This is a genomic window from Streptomyces sp. NPDC058653 (assembly GCF_042716895.1).
In the GTDB taxonomy this organism is placed as follows: Bacteria; Actinomycetota; Actinomycetes; order Streptomycetales; family Streptomycetaceae; genus Streptomyces.
Window position 1 is genome coordinate 34,444 of record NZ_JBHXRM010000055.1, and the last position, 16,411, is coordinate 50,854.

12 protein-coding genes and 3 pseudogenes are annotated in these 16,411 nt (G+C 67.7%); 6 read left to right on the top strand and 9 right to left on the bottom strand.

Annotated elements, in window-relative coordinates; genetic code table 11:
• Nucleotides 1–209 precede the first annotated feature (209 nt).
• Together ACFWU9_RS32465 and ACFWU9_RS32470 are read right to left on the bottom strand one after the other, a co-directional pair.
• Nucleotides 210–575 carry a hypothetical protein gene (locus ACFWU9_RS32465; RefSeq protein WP_384324672.1) on the bottom strand — a complete coding sequence of 122 codons (366 nt, stop codon included), beginning with the start codon at nt 573–575 and terminating at the stop codon, nt 210–212.
• A gap of 31 nt (nt 576–606) precedes the next feature.
• Nucleotides 607–867: pseudogene (locus tag ACFWU9_RS32470) on the bottom strand (SUMF1/EgtB/PvdO family nonheme iron enzyme); the annotation flags it as partial.
• 1,190 nt (nt 868–2,057) lie between these two features.
• On the opposite strand from ACFWU9_RS32470, the gene ACFWU9_RS32475 reads away from it, so the two are divergent.
• Nucleotides 2,058–2,771 carry a tectonin domain-containing protein gene (locus ACFWU9_RS32475; RefSeq protein WP_384324661.1) on the top strand — a complete coding sequence of 238 codons (714 nt, stop codon included), beginning with the start codon at nt 2,058–2,060 and terminating at the stop codon, nt 2,769–2,771.
• 170 nt (nt 2,772–2,941) lie between these two features.
• The gene (locus ACFWU9_RS32480) at nt 2,942–3,607 is read left to right on the top strand and encodes a histidine phosphatase family protein (protein WP_384324671.1); all 666 of its coding nucleotides are present in this window, start codon (nt 2,942–2,944) and stop codon (nt 3,605–3,607) included.
• A gap of 697 nt (nt 3,608–4,304) precedes the next feature.
• Here the strand turns inward: ACFWU9_RS32480 and ACFWU9_RS32485 are convergent.
• Nucleotides 4,305–5,288, bottom strand: coding sequence for a zinc-binding dehydrogenase (locus tag ACFWU9_RS32485; protein ID WP_384324662.1), 984 nt, complete (start codon nt 5,286–5,288; stop codon nt 4,305–4,307).
• A gap of 61 nt (nt 5,289–5,349) precedes the next feature.
• On the opposite strand from ACFWU9_RS32485, the gene ACFWU9_RS32490 reads away from it, so the two are divergent.
• The gene (locus ACFWU9_RS32490; RefSeq protein ID WP_384324663.1) at nt 5,350–5,658 is read left to right on the top strand and encodes an ArsR/SmtB family transcription factor; all 309 of its coding nucleotides are present in this window, start codon (nt 5,350–5,352) and stop codon (nt 5,656–5,658) included.
• Between the two features lie 99 nt (nt 5,659–5,757).
• On the opposite strand, the pseudogene ACFWU9_RS32495 reads toward ACFWU9_RS32490, so the two are convergent.
• From ACFWU9_RS32495 to ACFWU9_RS32505, 3 genes and pseudogenes are all read right to left on the bottom strand, one after another.
• Nucleotides 5,758–5,945, bottom strand: a pseudogene (locus ACFWU9_RS32495) (sulfite exporter TauE/SafE family protein); the annotation flags it as partial.
• 253 nt (nt 5,946–6,198) lie between these two features.
• Nucleotides 6,199–8,412: a DUF262 domain-containing protein gene (locus ACFWU9_RS32500; protein WP_384324664.1), complete on the bottom strand. Its 2,214-nt coding sequence runs from the start codon at nt 8,410–8,412 to the stop codon at nt 6,199–6,201.
• Between the two features lie 424 nt (nt 8,413–8,836).
• Nucleotides 8,837–9,790, bottom strand: coding sequence for an NADP-dependent oxidoreductase (locus ACFWU9_RS32505; protein WP_384324665.1), 954 nt, complete (start codon nt 9,788–9,790; stop codon nt 8,837–8,839).
• An 83-nt stretch (nt 9,791–9,873) separates the two neighbouring features.
• Between ACFWU9_RS32505 and ACFWU9_RS32510 the strand changes: the two genes are divergently transcribed.
• Nucleotides 9,874–10,425, top strand: coding sequence for a TetR/AcrR family transcriptional regulator (locus ACFWU9_RS32510; RefSeq protein ID WP_384324666.1), 552 nt, complete (start codon nt 9,874–9,876; stop codon nt 10,423–10,425).
• A 218-nt stretch (nt 10,426–10,643) separates the two neighbouring features.
• Here the strand turns inward: ACFWU9_RS32510 and ACFWU9_RS32515 are convergent, their stop codons facing one another.
• Both ACFWU9_RS32515 and ACFWU9_RS32520 read right to left on the bottom strand, forming a co-directional pair.
• Nucleotides 10,644–10,787 carry a hypothetical protein gene (locus tag ACFWU9_RS32515; protein ID WP_384324667.1) on the bottom strand — a complete coding sequence of 48 codons (144 nt, stop codon included), beginning with the start codon at nt 10,785–10,787 and terminating at the stop codon, nt 10,644–10,646.
• A 369-nt stretch (nt 10,788–11,156) separates the two neighbouring features.
• Nucleotides 11,157–12,110 carry an NAD(P)H-binding protein gene (locus ACFWU9_RS32520; protein WP_384324668.1) on the bottom strand — a complete coding sequence of 318 codons (954 nt, stop codon included), beginning with the start codon at nt 12,108–12,110 and terminating at the stop codon, nt 11,157–11,159.
• 146 nt (nt 12,111–12,256) lie between these two features.
• Here ACFWU9_RS32520 and ACFWU9_RS32525 point away from each other — a divergent pair, with 146 nt between their 5' ends.
• Complete coding sequence (locus tag ACFWU9_RS32525; protein ID WP_384324669.1) at nt 12,257–12,424, top strand: helix-turn-helix domain-containing protein; 168 nt, start codon at nt 12,257–12,259, stop codon at nt 12,422–12,424.
• Between the two features lie 1,564 nt (nt 12,425–13,988).
• Nucleotides 13,989–16,121 carry a transporter substrate-binding domain-containing protein gene (locus ACFWU9_RS32530; RefSeq protein WP_384324670.1) on the top strand — a complete coding sequence of 711 codons (2,133 nt, stop codon included), beginning with the start codon at nt 13,989–13,991 and terminating at the stop codon, nt 16,119–16,121.
• Between the two features lie 51 nt (nt 16,122–16,172).
• On the opposite strand, the pseudogene ACFWU9_RS32535 reads toward ACFWU9_RS32530, so the two are convergent.
• Nucleotides 16,173–16,411 (bottom strand): annotated as a pseudogene (locus ACFWU9_RS32535) (IMP dehydrogenase); the annotation flags it as partial.

Consider the following 16,411-nt stretch of genomic DNA (forward strand, 5'->3'; position numbering starts at 1 on the left):
ACCATCTCCCCTAAGCACGGGCGCTGTTCGACGCGGGCGGCCAGTTGCTCCAGGCGTGCGCGGTGTGCCGTGGCGGTGTTCGGCGCTCCACCACCTTGATCAGGGCCAGAGCGGGCCGGCTCCCCCCGCAGGACATCGCCGCTCGCGTTCTGCGTGTCCGCCACCCCAGTCCAACACCCGTGTGCCACGGCGCAGTGCCGGGCACCTGATCAGCGATCGGGCTGTGACAGGGCGTCGATGAGGCGGCGGGCCCGGTCTCCCGGCGAGAGGTCGGGACCACCGATGTCGTCGATCCACCGGTTCAGACGGGCGGCGATCTCCCACGCTCCCAGGCCGATGTGGTCGCCGGTGCTGTCGTCGCGTACGAGGCGTACGCCCAGCCCTCGCGGGGAGCCGAGGAGATACCGGGAGCGCTCGGTGTGGATGTCCGCCGGTGCGGCAGGTGTGTTCCACGCGGCGCTGAGGGGGGTGCGTGGGGGGCAGGCGGGGTCCGTCGCCGCACCAGATCTGTACGTTGCCCACCCGGTGGTGGAAGGACTGGGCTGCCCGGCCCGGTTCGGCGACGGTGGGGACATCGCCCGGCCGGTACTCGGCGTTGACAGCACTCTTGCCGCCCATGACGGCACACGCCTCGTCACGGGTGGGAAGCCTGGCTCCGCTCCACGCGGCGAAGACGGCCGCCCCCGTCCAGATGACCCCGTACGCCGGGTGGTCCTCGTATCCGGGACTCACGCGCCACCGGGCCGGGCGGGCATCGAGGTGGAGTCGGCCGCCGCGCTCGTGCGGTATGGGACAGACCAGCAGGTTCGTCCCGAGGACGCGAGCCGACAGACCGGCGGCATGCAGCATCGTCAGCAGTTCGGCCATCTCGCCCTTGCTGACCAGATAGTGGCTCCATCTCACCCCCGCTCCGAGGCGTCGGCGCGACGTACAGGGGGCACAGGGAATTCGTCTGGCTGATAGGGCGGGGGTCGGCTGGCGGGAGGGTCGGATCGGTTCGTGAAGGTCGTAGCGGTCGGATTCCTCCAGCCACTCACCGGCCGTGGCAACGATGGCGGGCGGCGGGAACCCGGCCAGCGCGTCGGCTACCAACTGCGCGGTGTCGGCCGACAGCTCCGCGTGAAGCGCGGTCTTGGAGCGGGTGGTGGCGAAGTCTCCCGCCGCGGGTGTGTCCGTGCGGGCAAACTGGTGGCCGTACCGCGGCGCGGGGAAGCCGGCACCGTCCGCCGAGTCGGCCGCGGATCAGTGAAGGAGTTGCACGGTGGGCGACGAGTTGTTCTATCGGCCGAGGAACCCCCTATGGAGCACCGTCGGTGCCTACTTGGGCGGGCCGACACCAAGCCGAAAGGATGACCCGGCGGTGTCTTTCGACCCCAACGGGGTTGAGTACCACGAGTCGTACGGACGTGGGCCGACCACTCGCCTGAGGTGGACGGAGGTCCGCGCGGTCGCGGTTCTGCCGGGGCCGGTCGAGGGCCGTCAGGCCCTGTGTGTCTATCCACTTCATGAGGTACCGGCACCTGACAGCCCAGTGAGCGAGCTGTGGACCGGCACCGGGCCAGGGCTGGCGAACTATTTCAGGATGTTGTTCGGCACACCGATCTCGGTGCATCTGCATCACGTGCGAGGTCCGTCGCTGGGGAAACTCGCCGCGCGCCTGCCGATACGGAGGGTCGCGTACCCCTGACTTGGGCGCGCCCAGCCTGAAGGTCGCCGACCTTCTCCGCGGCGGACCGTAGTTGTCCGGTCGCGTGAAAGCGCCTTGGGACGCCGAGACGTGGAACGGGAATCCGGCGCGGTCAGCGCCGCGAGCCGTGTCGAGGGATGCCGGGAGGCATACACCCAGCACTCGTGTCGATCCTTCCTGGGAGCGACAACGCTTCGAGCCGAACTGCCCGGGCGGAGCCACTCCCGCGCCCCGCAACCGCAAGGCGGACTGCACTTAAACGCCGATTTAAAGGCTTGTTTGGTATTCGTACCAGTATTCACCCGCCTTATTCGGTCATCTCATCGCTGAGGATGGCAGCCAACACCGGTTCGACGAAGGGGATTTCAGCATGGCGGATTGGGTGAAGGTCGCGGGCAGTCTCTCGGCCATCTCGGCGGGGTCCAGGACGACTGTGTGGGGCGTGAACGCGGGGAGCGCCGTCTACCGGTACACCAACTACGACGCCAACCCCTGGATCAACATCCCCGGCGGCCTGAGCGACATCGGCGCGGGCGCCGACGGCACCGTTTGGGGTGTCAACAGCGGCAACCAGATCTACCGTTACACCGGCGACCAGGACGGCCCGGGCCCGTGGAAAGGCATCTCCGGCAGCCTGGTCCGCATCGACGCGGGCTCCCGGACGAACGTGTGGGGAGTGGACTCCGCCGGCGCCATCTACCGGTACACCAACCACGACGCGAACCCGTGGATCAAGATCCCCGGAGCGCTGAGCGACATCGGCGCGGGCGCCGACGGCACGGTGTGGGGGGTGAACAGCGGGAACCAGGTCTTCCGGTACACGGGGGACCAGGACGGCTCGAACCCGTGGAAGAACGTCAACGGCAGCCTCAAGCGGATCGCGGTGGGCTCCCGGACGAACGTCTGGGGCATCGATCCCGCCGGCAGCATCTACCACTACACCAACAACGACGCCAGTGGCGGCAACCCGTGGGTCAACATCCCCGGTAACGCCACCGACATCGCTGCCGGCGCCGACGGCACCGTGTGGCACATCAACAGCGGCGGCGACATCTACCGGTACACCGGCGACCAACCGAGCTGATCCCCCCTGCCGCCCGTGCGGTCCCCCCGACCTGGAGGCCGGGGGACCGCACGCGCGTGCCGTTTCTCCGCTGCGGCAAAACTGCTATCCGGTATTCCGGTCAACAGCCCCATCCGAGAGGTGTCGTGACCTTCCGTTCATTCGCTGAAAGCGCGCGGCGCGCGGGCCTCGTGCCGCCTTGCTCTCTGGCCGCTCTGTGGGCGGTCCGGCACGGTCAGAGCACGGCGAACGTCGCCTTCGCCGCTGCCGAGAGGTCCGGTTCCGCTGAACCGGTACCCGGCCGCGACCGCGATGTCCCGTTGTCCGACCTTGGTACCACGCAGGCTTCGATGCTGGGCGACTGGCTGGCCAGGCAGTCGCCGGCAGGCGGGCCGGATCTGGTGGTGTGCTCGCCCTACCTGCGTGCGTGGCAGACCTGGGCCGTAATGGCGGACTCCGCTGCCGGCCTCGGGAAGGCGCGGTTGACGGTGCTGGTCGACGAGCGGCTCCGCGACCGGGAGATGGGCATCTTCGAACTGCACCCGCCTGCCGCCCTGCACGCACGGTCCCCCGAGGAGGCGGCCCGCCGCGAACTGCTGGGTGAGTGGTACTACCGGCCGCCTGGTGGCGAGGCGTTCACCGACGTTGGCGTACGGGTCGGGCAGTTCGTCTCCGATCTGGGCCGCGCCGCACCCGGGCGGCGTGTCCTGGTGGTGGCGCACGACGGCGTGATCATCGCCCTCCGCCATGTGCTCTCGGGGGTCGGGGCCACCGCGCCCGATCGGCTGCCGCCAGTCCCGAACGCGTCGGTGTCGTCCTGGGTCGGTGTCAGTCATCAACTGCGTCTGTCCGCCTGAGGCGAGACCGCCCACCTGATCTCGCCGGACGATACGGAAGGGATAACACCCGCATGAACGACCACTCCCCCACAAGCCCGGCTCTCGGGCACGCCCGGCCCGTTCCCGGCGGGGTGTGCGGCGGGTTGTATGGCGACCAGCCGTACTGCGCCCTGCTGACCTTGCTGGAGCGCGCCAGTCGTTCTCGCCCCGGCAACACGCTGTCCGCCCAAGTGCTCTCCAGCAAGAGATTTGTAAGCCTTGTGCTGTCCGACTGTTTCGCCGAAACTACTCGAGAGCGGCCCCTATCGCCGCGAAACTCCCAGGTCACCGAGAGTGCTCCCCGCAGGCGCGGGGATGGTCCGTCCTTTGCCGCGTTCGGTGCCCTGTTTCCCAAGTGCTCCCCGCAGGCGCGGGGATGGTCCCGAAGGTGATAGGGGCTGTCCACGTCATGCATTGTGCTCCCCGCAGACGCGGGGATAGTCCCTGGGGTCGCTGGATTGCCGACTGCCCCGCCCAGTGCTCCCCGCAGGCGCGGGGATGGTCCCCTCGCCCGTCTGCACGCTCCGCATCATCGGGTGGGCTCTCCGCGCCCGCGGGGGATGGTTCCAGCAGCGTCGCCGAGCTGCACGCTCGGCAAGTGTGCCCGGCTCGGCAGCGCGCAGCCGGAATCACCCGGCAACAATGCCAACAACCCTGCTGACACCACCCCGCACACTCACTGGTGCACAGTGATGGCGATCTTGCCGCGTGGGCGTCTGCGGCCCTCGCCGGTAGAGCCGCCTTCCAGCAGGGTGTGCGCCTTTGCGATGTCGGCCAGTGGTAGCACGGCGCCGATCACCGGCCGGAGTCTGCCCCGGTCGACCAGCCGGCCGAGGGCCGCGAGCTTCGCCCGGCCGGGGCTGGCGAAGAGGAAGTGGTACGTCGCGTTCACGCCCCACGCGGCGAGCAGGTTCTGGGGTTCGGGGATGTCCACGATGGACACCACGCGGCCTCGGTCGGCGAGGACCTCCGGGCTGCGGGCCAGGGTGTCCCCACCCACCGTGTCCAGCACGACGTCCACCCCGCCCAGCGCGCGGACCTGCGGCACGTAGTCACCGGCTGAGAAGTCGATCGCGTGGTCGGCTCCCAGTCCGGTGACGAACTCGTGGTCCTTTGCCCGCGTGGTGGTTACCACCTCGGCCCCCAGCGCGCTCGCGAGCTGGACGGCGGCCGAGCCGACCCCGCCCGCTCCGCCGTGCACCAGGACCCGTTCTCCGACCCGCACCCTGGCGCGTTCGACCAGTGCCTCCCACACTGTCACGCCCACGAGCGCGAGGCCGGCGGCCTCGACGTGCGTCAGCCGTGCGGGCTTGGGGGCGACCAGGGCCTGGTCGACCACGTGGTACTCGGCGTAGGTTCCCTGCCCGGCGAAGATCGGCGCCAGGTACCAGACCTCGTCGCCCGGCTGGAAGTCGTCCGCCCCGGGGCCGGTCTCGGCCACCACGCCGGACACGTCGTTGCCGATCACGGCGGGCAGCGCCACTTGGTCGCGGTAGTCGCCGCGCCGGGTCTGCAGGTCGAGTGGGTTCACGGACGTTGCCTCCACGCGCACCAGCAACTGGCCGGGTCCGGGAGTCGGTCTGGGCAGCTCTCGGGTGGCGAACGCGGTGTCCGCGGCACCGAAGCGGACGAGTTCCATCACGCGCATCGAAGTCGACATGCCGCAACCTTAGATCGTCATATCGCGATTCGTCAATATGACGATGCGCTACCATCGTGGCGTGTTCTCGGAAGCGGAGTTGCTGGCTGTGTTCCGGGCCCTGTCCAACCCGGCACGCCGTCAGATGCTGGTGTGGCTCAAGGACCCGATGAGTTTCCCCGGCCAGGAGCCCGCCGACGTCGAGATCGGTGTCTGCGTGACCGACATCCAGCAGCGCGCAGGCCTGGGGCAGTCGACCACCTCGCAGTACCTCGCAATGCTGCGGCAAGCTGGGCTGGTGATCGCCACCCGGCGGGGCAAGTGGACCTACTACCGCCGCGACGAGGCGAACATCGCCCGCCTCCTTGAGACCCTGCGCGACGTGTTCTAGATCCAACGCCGCCCAGCCACGGCGTGGATCAGGCTCGCAAGAGCCGGTTGGAGTGGTGATGTCGATGCTGATGAACCAAGAGGCCGAGGTGCGGCGAAGGGCCCGCCGGTAGCGCCACGGGGCACCCAGCCCGGCCACCACGTTGAACAGTATGTTCGTCTGGGTGACCGCAGACCTGAGCACGCCGAGGACGCTGAGCTGGACGAGAGGAGGAAGACCGCTCCGGACACGCCGACCGGCGCGGTCACCGTCGAGATCAGCAGACCGGCGGCCGACCCGGCCCAGATCGTTCACTCCGCAGAAAGCCGGGGATGAATCGGCTGGTCCGTAGCGGTTGCGCGTCACGAAGCGCTCGGCCGGTCCTGGGGGACGGTGCTGACCGCGAAGATCCACCTCACGGTCGAGGACCTGGCCGTTGTCGTGGTGCCCGAGGGCGGCGAGAGCTACGGTGAGAGGACGCTGGCCGGGGCGGGTTCGGGGCCGGCGGAAGAGCGCCGCTCCGACCCGTCAGGGCAAGTCGGCCTAGGGGTTGTGGGCGCGTTACGACCTCCTGGCGCTCAGCAGACGGCCGTCTCGTTCCGCCTGCCCCCGCAGTTCGCGAAGGGATACGAGCCCTCCGTCCTCCGATGTCACGTACCAGAAGGCCATCCCCACACAACTGCGTGTGCCGCAGACCAGCTTTCCCGCTTCGTCCGGGCTCGGACAGCGGTCACCGCTGTCCAGGAGTACGAAACCCTCCGCATCAACTCTCGCGGTGTAGCGGTTTCCGCGGCGCTCGCCGTGAAGTTGGGTGCCTGGGGCCAGAACGCCTGATCGCATCATGCGTGCCAGGTCGGTGCGGAGCGGACGGGGACGTACCGGTGTGGTGGAGCGCCGCGGTGTGACGGGGGTGGTGCTTTCCGTTCGGGTGGGCGGTGGGAGAGGTTGGAAGCCGAGCTGTTGCGGGTCCCAGATGTGTGCGCACAGGCGCCGGTAGAGCTCCCCGCGGACCTCGACGATCTTTTGCAGCGGCTCTTTGCCGAACTCTCGGAAGTGCCGTTCGATCTTGTGGCGGGCGATGAAGGCTCTCAGTGCCGGATGGTTCTTGCGATAGTCGGGGGCCAGGATGGCGGCGAGTCCGTTCTCGCGGGCATAGCGGAGTCTTTTCACTTCCAGTGGGAGGTCGTTGTAGCTGGCGTTGTCGGGCCGGCGTAGCAGTACGAGGACGCCGATGCGGGCTCGCCAGGCCCGGAAGGTCGCCGGGTCGGGCGTTTCGTGGGCGTGGCGCTCGGGGTGGTTGGCGTAGAGGTGCTCGACCTGCCAGGTTCGTTCCTGTGCGAGGTAGTCGGCTATGAGGTTGGGGTTGCCGATCTCTGTCTCTACATGGGCGGTCAGTCGTGCCAGGAGGTAGCGGACTTGGGCTTTGTTGTTGCCCCGCATCCCTAAAGCGGTGACTGCTTCGAACGTGGTGTCGGGCAGCTGGGCCGACAGGAGCCGTGAGACGTCCTGGTGGGTGATGCAGGTGCGGAGGCGCGGGATGAGGCGGTGGATTTCGGGCTGGAAGTCTCTGGTCTGGACGGGTTCGTCGTTGAGGGTGCGTTCGACGAAGAGCCGGTCGAGGAAGTTCGCGACCAGGGCTGCTTTTCGCTTTGCTTCCGTGTCGGTGTCGTGACGCTGGATGGATGCCAGGACCAGGGCCATTTGGTTGGTCAGTCCGTTGACCTCGTTGTAGAACAGGGCTGCCAATCCGTCGGCGTGGTAGGGCTGTCTGCTGGCCTGGAGGAACGTGCTGTGGTGGCCGGCGAGACGGATCAGGTCCTCGACGAAGCGGTGGTAGTCGTCGGGCTGGCGGAGTCCGATGCGGTCGCTGTTCTTACGGACCCAGATGTTGAGTGCCAGGTCGATGTTGTCGCTGTCGACGGTCTCTGTCTCGCTGACCGTCGCGTAGCGGGCGAGGAGCGCCGCCTTGAGGAACTTGCGAGGGGCATCGGTGTCGCCTCGGACTCCGGTGAGTTCGGAGAGCATGTGGCGCCAGGACTCGTTGAGTTTCTCCTCTCCCGTTCTGACATGGGACAGCAGGAAGCTCTTCACCAGGTCCACGGGGGTGAGACGGGCTCCGCGGTCGTTCATCGACTCGAAGATGCGGAATCCGCTGTCACGGCTGGGCGCCCGGATGCCGACCATCACAACTTTGGACAGCAGCCAGTCGACGAACGGCGGGCAGCGGTCGGCTTCCTCGAGAAGTTCGTCGAGGAGCTCGCCGATCTGCCGGCTGCGGTCGTGGAGGTTGCGCAGCGACAGCGAGGCGCCGGGGGGCAGTTCGTAGGGGCGGTCGCGGTAAAGCGCTTCGAGTGCTTCTTGGCGCTCCTCGATGTCGATGCGGAATTGGGGGCGGGTTCCTGGGCCGAAGTCGGTGATCACGCGGTCGAGTTTGCTGACCACATCACGTTGCCCCCAGTCGCCGGCCACTCGGTAGAGGTGGAGGAAGAGGAGGTGCAGCGTGGTGAATCGCTGCTGTCCGTCTACCAGGAAGCGTGCCTCGTTGGGTTGTTCGATGTAGACGAAGGGGCCGAGGAAGAACACGCCGGCGTCGTGCGGGTGCTGGAGGCGGTCGTGGGGGATCCGTTCGAAGGCGTCGAAGAGGTCGGTGAGGAGGGTACGTACGTCCTCCGCCGACCAGGCGTATTCCCGTTGGTAGTACTCGATGTCGTAGGTGGCTTGGCCGAACAGGCTTTTGAGGTCGAACGTGTTGCCCTCGATCGATCCATTTTCCATGCACGCCCCTACTGTCGGCCGGCACTCCTGAGGGAGCTCGGCTGAACCTTCCCGACTCAACGTGGATCTGCCTGCTTAGCGTAGGTAAGGCAGGGTACTGACGTGAACCGTCCGGGTTCAGCCACTTTCCGGGTTCAACTGTGGAGGAAGCAACTGGGAGAAGGGTCGGAAGGGGACTGGTACGGATCTGGGATGTCAGGCCGGGCGGCGCAGCAGGTTGAGAACCGCTTGGTGGTAGACGGTGTAGGTCTGGAGCCGTTCGGCGAGATGGGCGCGTTCGTCGAGGCCGTGGAGTCCTTCGTAGGGGACTCCGAAGCCTGCGGTCGCAGGGACGTTGCCCTGACTGGCCAGCAGGTTGCCGATGTTCGACTACGACCGGACTGGCGGCGCCACGTCGGAACACGGTGATGCCCGGGCCGGGCGATCAGGGAACCAGCAGAAGTTTGCCGCCGGGACGACCTGACTTGCTGAGCCTGGCCGCCTCATGGATCTCGCCGAGCGCGTAGGTGCGAGCCACCGACACGGCCAGGATTCCTTCGCCGGCCAGCCGGGCGAACTCTCCCATCCGGTCGAAGCGCATCTCGATGCGGGTGATCCGGGCGCCAAGCTCAGCCGCGGCAGCGAAGTCCGAGATCGTGAGGACGCGGTCGGGGTCCCCTGTCAGCTCGATCAGGGACGGCAGCGAGCCGCCGCCCGGGCCGGCCTGGTGGACGCGGTCGATCCGGCCGCCGGTCGGGGCCGTGTCCAGAGCGCGGTCGACGCGGCCTCCGGCCAGTGCGGTAACGCGTTCGGCCATGCCATCGCCGTAGCCGGTCACCTGCGCGCCAATCTTTTCCAGGGCGGCGGCACGTCTCGGTCCGGCGGTGGCTATCACCCGGACACCCCGGTGCAGCGCGAAGCGCACCGCCACCTCACCCACGGTTGAGCCCGCGCCGTGGACCAGCAGCAGCTCACCCTGTCTGACGCCGAGGTCGTCGAGCGCGTGCCACGCCGTCTCGGCCGCCATCGGCAGCGCGGCGGCCTGCTCGGCGGTGACGCCCACAGGAATGTGAGCCCAGACCGCCATCAGCGCATACTCGGCGGCCCCGCCCGTCGGCCCGTCGAAGGCCGCCGGGCCGAACACGCGGTCGCCGACCTCGACGCCGTCGACGCCCTCACCGAGCGCGTCGACGGTGCCCGCGACCTCGATGCCGAGTCCGCGCGGCAGTGGCGGCAACTGGTCGGCGAGCAGGCCGTCGACCACCGCCCAGTCGCCCGGCGTCAGGCCGCACGCCCGCACGGCGATCCGGATCTGGCCGGGTCCCGGTTCCGGCTTGGCGACATCGCGGAGCACGATCACGTCCGGGGATCCGAACCTGTCGAACTGAAGTGCTTTCATGACGATCTCCTGTTGATGACAGCATCTGCTGTCATCAACGTTAACACCCCGATGACAGCCTCTGCCGTCATATGCTGCTGGGTATGCCGAGATGGGAGTCCGACGGAAAAGGCCGACTTGAGCGCGCGGCGCTGGAGCTGTTCGAGACGCAGGGGTTCGAGCGCACCACGGTCGCGCAGATCGCGCGCACCGCCGGTCTGACCGAGCGCTCCTTCTACCGCTACTTCCCCGACAAGCGGGAGGTCCTCTTCGCCGGCAACGAGCTGGAAGCGCACCTTGTCGCGCGGGTCGAGGCGTCGGACCCCGTCCTCACGCCGATCGAGGCGGTGCTCACGGCGCTGGGAACCGCCGACGAGGTCTTCCAGTCGCGCGAGTTCCTGCTGCGCCGCGTCAAGGTGATCGCCGCCAGCCCGGCACTGGCCGAGCGCGACCTGATCAAGCTCGCCGACATCGCCGACGCACTCGCGCGGGCGCTCCGGAGCCGGGGCGTCGAGCCCGGCAAGGCACGCTTCATCATCGACGTGGCGATGGCGATCTCCCGGCGCGCCACGTCCCGATGGCTGGCCGACCCGGACGCGGCCTTCTCCGCGCTCGTCGCCCAGGCCGCCGCCGAGCTGCGCGATGAGTGGGCCTGAGACCGCGTGCCGGAGGAAGCCCGCCTTCTTCGACGGGCGATTACAGGGCACGATCCGTCGGCACGGCGACCAACTGAGACGGCGGTCGGCGCCGTAGCCCCTTGTCAGCATGTGGAGAGCGGGGACCCACCGCAGTCACAGATGACGTGAATCCTCGACCTGAGCTTGATGCGACCGATCGGATCACCGCCTCTTGCCCCCGCCGCGGTTGGCCCCGATCAGCGGTTCAACGGCCCGTAGGCGCCGTCCTCGAAAGTGAGGACGGTCAGCTCCGACTCGTACTCCTCCCGGAAGTATCCGCCGTGACCTGGCTCTTCGACATAGGGGGCGAGCAGTTCAAGGATCGTGACCAGTTCACCCATCTCGTCGTCGAGCCAGTAGTTGCGGCTGAACAGCCCCCACGCGTAGAGCTCGCCCCCCGCCTGCGAAGCCTCGGGACTGGCGCCGGAGAGAGGCGAAGTCTCCCCCGGGCAGGCGGCCCTCCGGGTCCGGTGTCAGCAATGGGTACATGTGCTCGTCCGCGTCGAGGCCGCTAGGGCGCTCGGGGACCATGCCGAGGTGCCAACGTAGGGCTTCCAGCACCGTGTCGGGAGTGTTGTCCCGGAGAAAGCAGGTGAAGACGACTTCGAAGTGGAGGCTCACAGGCGCATTCTCCCGGCCGGACCGACAGGCCCGGAACGCCCGGAACTCCCACCCGGCCCGAAGAACCAATGGCTGATCAAACCACAGGCTCAGCGGAAGTCATCGGAGTGGTCGACGGCCCACTGCGCATAGGTGCGCGCCGGGGTTCCGGTGATCTTTCCGGCGATGACGGATGTCAGGGACGGTATGCCGTCGGCGGCGGCCCACTGGTTCACGATCGCTCCGGCCACGGCCGGATGCATTGTTCTGCCTACTTCCGCGCGAGCCTGCTCGTCGGAGACGTGTTCGATCCGGATGCGCCGCCCGAGGGCCTCGCCGATGTACTCGACCTGCCGTTGCAGGGTCAGGGACTCGGCCCCGTAGATGGTGTAGGCCTGGTGCGAGTGGCCCGGTTCGGTCAGGGCGGTCACCGCGAGTGCCGCGATGTCCTTCTCGTGCACCGGTGCCGACTGTGCGAGCGGATAGGGAAGACGGACGACGCTGTCGGTGCGGATCGATTCGGCCCACCAGGTGCGGGTGTTGGTCGCGAATGTCCCAGGCCTGAGGAATGTCCAGTCCATGCCCGACCGTTGGACAGCCTCCTCGATCGTGCGGTTCAGGCGGGGGACCGGGTGGTCGGCGTCGGGGCTCAGGACCGACACCGACGACAGCAGAACCACTTGCCGGATTCCCGCAGCTGTGGCCGCCGCCGCGACCTTCTCGATGTCGTACGGATTCTGCGGATCGAGCATCCCGTACAGGAACAGCTTGTCTGCCGCGTCGAGCGCCGCGGTCAGCGTCTCGGGTCGATCCAGGTCTGCGGTGACCGCTTCCCACCCGGGCGTCAGACCCGTGACCGCGGTTCTGCTGACGGCCCTGACCTGCTCACCGGCGGCCAACAGACCATCGACCACATGACGGCCGACGTTACCGCGAGCACCGAAGACAACTGCCACCATGACGGGGCCTCCTGTTGATTGTGGACGTGAATTGCCGCAGCCGGCGATGCGGGGGAAGCCCGCTTTCGCCAAGGCATGGCGACAGTGCGGGACCCTCGCTGCCACACGGGTGGCGGTCCCGCGTCGGCGGGCTTGGTGCCACCGGTGATACGGAAACCCATGGGGCCCTCCCGCAAGTGATGGGACTCTTGTCCCGTCACCATAACAGGGTTACGGGACAAGAGTCCCATCACTCACGCGCATCACGCACGATGGGGCTATGGGGCCACGGGAACCCGGGCGCACGCGAATGCCTCGTCGATGCAGCCGTCGGCCCGTTCACCGAGCTGGGGTACGACGCCACGACCGTCGCGCAGATCACCGAACGCGCCGGAGCCACCAAAGGCATCTTCTTCCGACAATTCCCTTACAGGCGCTAACTGTTGGCAGCCAGGCAGGAAGCGCTGAGCCGACTCCTCGCCAAGGGAATCGCCGAAACACCCGCTGGCGGCCACCCCGCTCAAAGCAGTCGTAGTCGGCCTCGAACGCGCCTGAGGCATCATTGGCACCACCAACCGCGAACTCCGATCGCGGAGAGCAGGAGCGGATGGCTACGGCCGGACTCTCTGCCCGCCGAAGGGCGAGCCGCGGTACGGATTGGAACGCCATTGACGTTGAGGGCAACTGGCCAGCTCGATGCCCCGATCGATCCAGCAGTTCGTCGGAGGCCCCTGTCCGGGGCGCCACCCCGAGCTTCCGGTTCGGGCTCATGTTGATCTCGCCGCAGTGGCGGCCGGTCTACCGCGCGATACCGAGGACCAGCCGGTTCAGGATCTTGTTGCGTGGGACCGGCGCGGATACTCGCTCCGGCATGATCCTCGGCAGGCTCGTCCGGCCTGCCGGACGTCGCCTGCGCCTTCCCGCCCGTCGAGGGCTTTCCCGGACGCACCAAATCACAGAGTGGGTTGCCGTGTGGTGGCTCACTTGGCCGGAGCGCCCGGCCGAGTTGCAGGGGTACTGGGGAGCGGCGCGGTAGCGGCCAGTTGCCGCTCGGGGCCGCCAAATGAGTCGCTCCGCAATAGCGTTGACGAGTCCTGCTCCTATGACTCGGGGCGCGAGTTTCGTAGGTCGGTACGTCGACGGGTCGTCTAGCCACTGGTACGGACCGTCCGCCGTCCTGGCGAGCATGCGGTTCGATCGAATCGATACGGGTTTCGATTCGCGACCCTCGTCGCACTTAGTTTTGGTCGTCTTCTCTCATGGGTTGCGGGGGAGAAATTCCGGGTGGCGCGCGCCAATTCGCCGGGCAAAGGGCGGCGGGCGCGGGCGCATGTGCAGAGCGGATTGCATCTCAGGAGATGCCGGAAGGTGCCCTTTTGGGCTGCGGCTACGTGGTGCCCTGATCGGACGACAGGGGTGGGCCGTTGGGGCCGTCCCCTGTCCCGAACAACTCACCCCACCGTTACGGACTTCACACGGTCCTGCCGCGACAGCCGATCAGCCATGCCCGACGCCGCGGATTCCGGGACCGGCTCCCCCGGCGTACAAGCCTCAGCCGGGTCGGCCGGGGTCCCGAGGGGATCGCCGGTTTGCGGAGGGGTTCTTCCTATGGAGCCTGCGGAGGGGACGACCGCCGGGCCGCGGAGTGCGGCCGGATCGGTTGGCGCCGGCCGGCCCCAACGACACGGCAGCGAGGGCGAGAGCGGCCAGGTCGATCCAGTCGGAGGAGAGCCCCAGGGAGATGAGCACCGCTCCCACGGCCAGAACACCGACCGCCGTGACACGCCTGTGGCGCCTGAGGAACTTGCCACGGTCCTTCGTTCGCTTTCCCATTTCAGTTGCCTTCCAGATTCGCCCAACGGGTGGAAGACCAGACTGCGATGGTGATCTGATGTCCATTCATGTCCGCTCCCGTCCGTGCGTGTCCGCGCACGTCACGGCGCTGAGTCCGGCCAAATCCCGAGGACATCCCGGACGGATACGAACCGAGAGGGGACGGAAATCATGCGCGACGAGGAACGCCCCACCCATCCGCTGAGGGTTCCGCGGCACGGCCCGGTGGAAGCGGAGACGCCCGAGGGCGCCGAACTCGCCAAGTGGTTACGCGCCCGCGTGGGCGGCCGGACCCTGCGCCAACTGGAAGGGATCTTCCCGCACCCCCGGCGTACGCGGTGGAGCGAATACCTCAAGGGCCGCAAGCTGATTCCCTTATGGCTGCTGAATGATGTCGTCACCAAATTGGTCGCCCCGCAGGACCAGCAACTGCACCGCGGTCTTGGGCAGCAACTGCTCGCTGCGGCCGAAGAGGCCGAGAAGCTGCGGCGAGAGGCAGAATCCCCGGCGACCGCCTCTCAGGGCACGTCGGCGCACGAGCAGCAACTCCGTCTGAACGACGCACTTCAGGGCCAGATCAAGGCGCAGGAGACGGTGCAGGGGCTCACCCACCTCATCTACGCCTTCATCACCGCGATGGCCGAACTGAACCAGCGCTGCCGGAATCTGGAGATCCAGCGGGACGAAGCGCGCCTGCGGCTGAGCCGGCAGGAGACGGAGACAACGACCAACCAACAGCGCGCGGAGGAGAACAGGAGACGTGCGGCCGACGACGCACGGCGCGTCGCCGAGGCGGAACAGCGGCTGGCGGAGACCGAGCAGCGGCTGATCGAGTTCGAGGAGAGACTCGCCCGCGCCCGCTGGGAGAAGCACAACGCCGAGGACCTGCGCATCGAGGCGTTCAGGCAAGCCGAACAGCGCCGCCATGCCATCGAGCCGTCCCCCGTGCAGAACACTCCCCCAGGCTCATTCGAGGAGGGCAGCCGCTCGGTACCTGTTCCTCGGCCCTGGGAGTACGACCACTTCCTCGAAAGCGCCGACGCGCAACTCGACTACCACGAAGCCGGCATGGTGGCGATCCGCGAGCAGATCGGCAGTGCCGCCCCGGCTCCCGCCCCGGGCTCCGCCCCCGGCTCGCCCGACCGGGCACGCACCATCCCCGGACAGGTTGTCCCGGGTCCCTCCACGGACAGCACGGACGGGCCCGGCACCGGTACGAATTCTGTCCGTGGGGTGTCCGCGGACGGCCCGGACAGCCCCAGGTCCCGGCCGGAACCGGAGCGGGAGCCGGGGTCGGAGCGGGAGTCGGAGTCCGGGTCGGGGCGCGACCGCCCGAAACGCCGTGCGGTGCTGGCGGGCGGGATCTGTCTGGCTGTCCTCGCTGCCGGCGGCGGCTGGCTCGCCTGGAACCAGTACCACCCGACTCAGGAGTTCGCGCTCACAGACTCGCCCGCGATCAGAGACGCTCAGACCGACGGCGGGGTGCTCAGAATCGGAGTCAAGGCGAATCAGCCGGGACTGAGCGAGGAGGTCGGAGGGGAATGGGTGGGATTCGACATCGAGTTCGCCAAGAACATCGCGAAGGAACTCGGATTCGAAGGCGACAGCATGATCGACTTCATCCCCGTGACCACCAAGACCAGAGACGACCAGCTGAACAACGGCCAGATCCATCTCATGGTCGGCAGCTACAGCATCACCGAGGAACGTATGAAGGAAGTGGATTTCGCCGGTCCCTACTTCATAACCGATCAGGGAATGATGGTGAACACCGGCACTTCGGGAGACGAAGCCTGGGTGGAGCAGAACGGGAAGCAGACGCGGAAAAAGATCAACGAGCCCGACGACTTCCCCGACGGGACAGTTGTGTGCACGGTCGGGAAATCAATATCGGAGTCAATTCTGGACAAACTGCCGGCATCCAAGTTCAAGACAAGAGGGGAATCCGACTACCAGACCTGCGTCGACAACCTCAACAGTTCCACCGACGGCACCACCGGCTCCACCGAGCCCCCCGTCCGGGCCGTGGTCACCGACCGGCCCATACTCGCCGGCTTTCTGGCCGCCAACCCGAATCTGTCCATGGTCCCCAACCCGCTGGAGGCAAGCACGACGGGATGGGGCGTCGGCATAGCGAAGGGGGACGACGCCCTGCGCCACTTCGTGTGCGAATCCATCGCGGATCAGATCGACGACGGCACCTGGCGGGAGATCTACCGAGAGAAACTGGAAGGTCACCTCCAGGAACAGAACATAAAGGCCACACCTCCGAGAGAGGAACTCCGGACCTCGTGCCCCGACTGAGCTGAGCGGGGCCGGGGCACCGGATGATGCGACCAGGTCCGTGGCGCCAAACTAACGGCCCAGGTTGGTGCGGTCCGGGCGGCTTCCCATGAGGATGATCTGCGTGCCGCCCATGAGCTTGGCCGAGAGCACCGCCATCAGGCCGACGGCACCGTCGCCGATCACGGTGACGCGTGTGCGCTCGTTGACGCCGCCACGTACCGGCGCGCGGTCACCGGTGCCGTACACGTCCGAGCGGATCAGCGGTGAGGGGGTGGAGTACGAGCCGTGGCCCGTGCCAACTCTGCTCC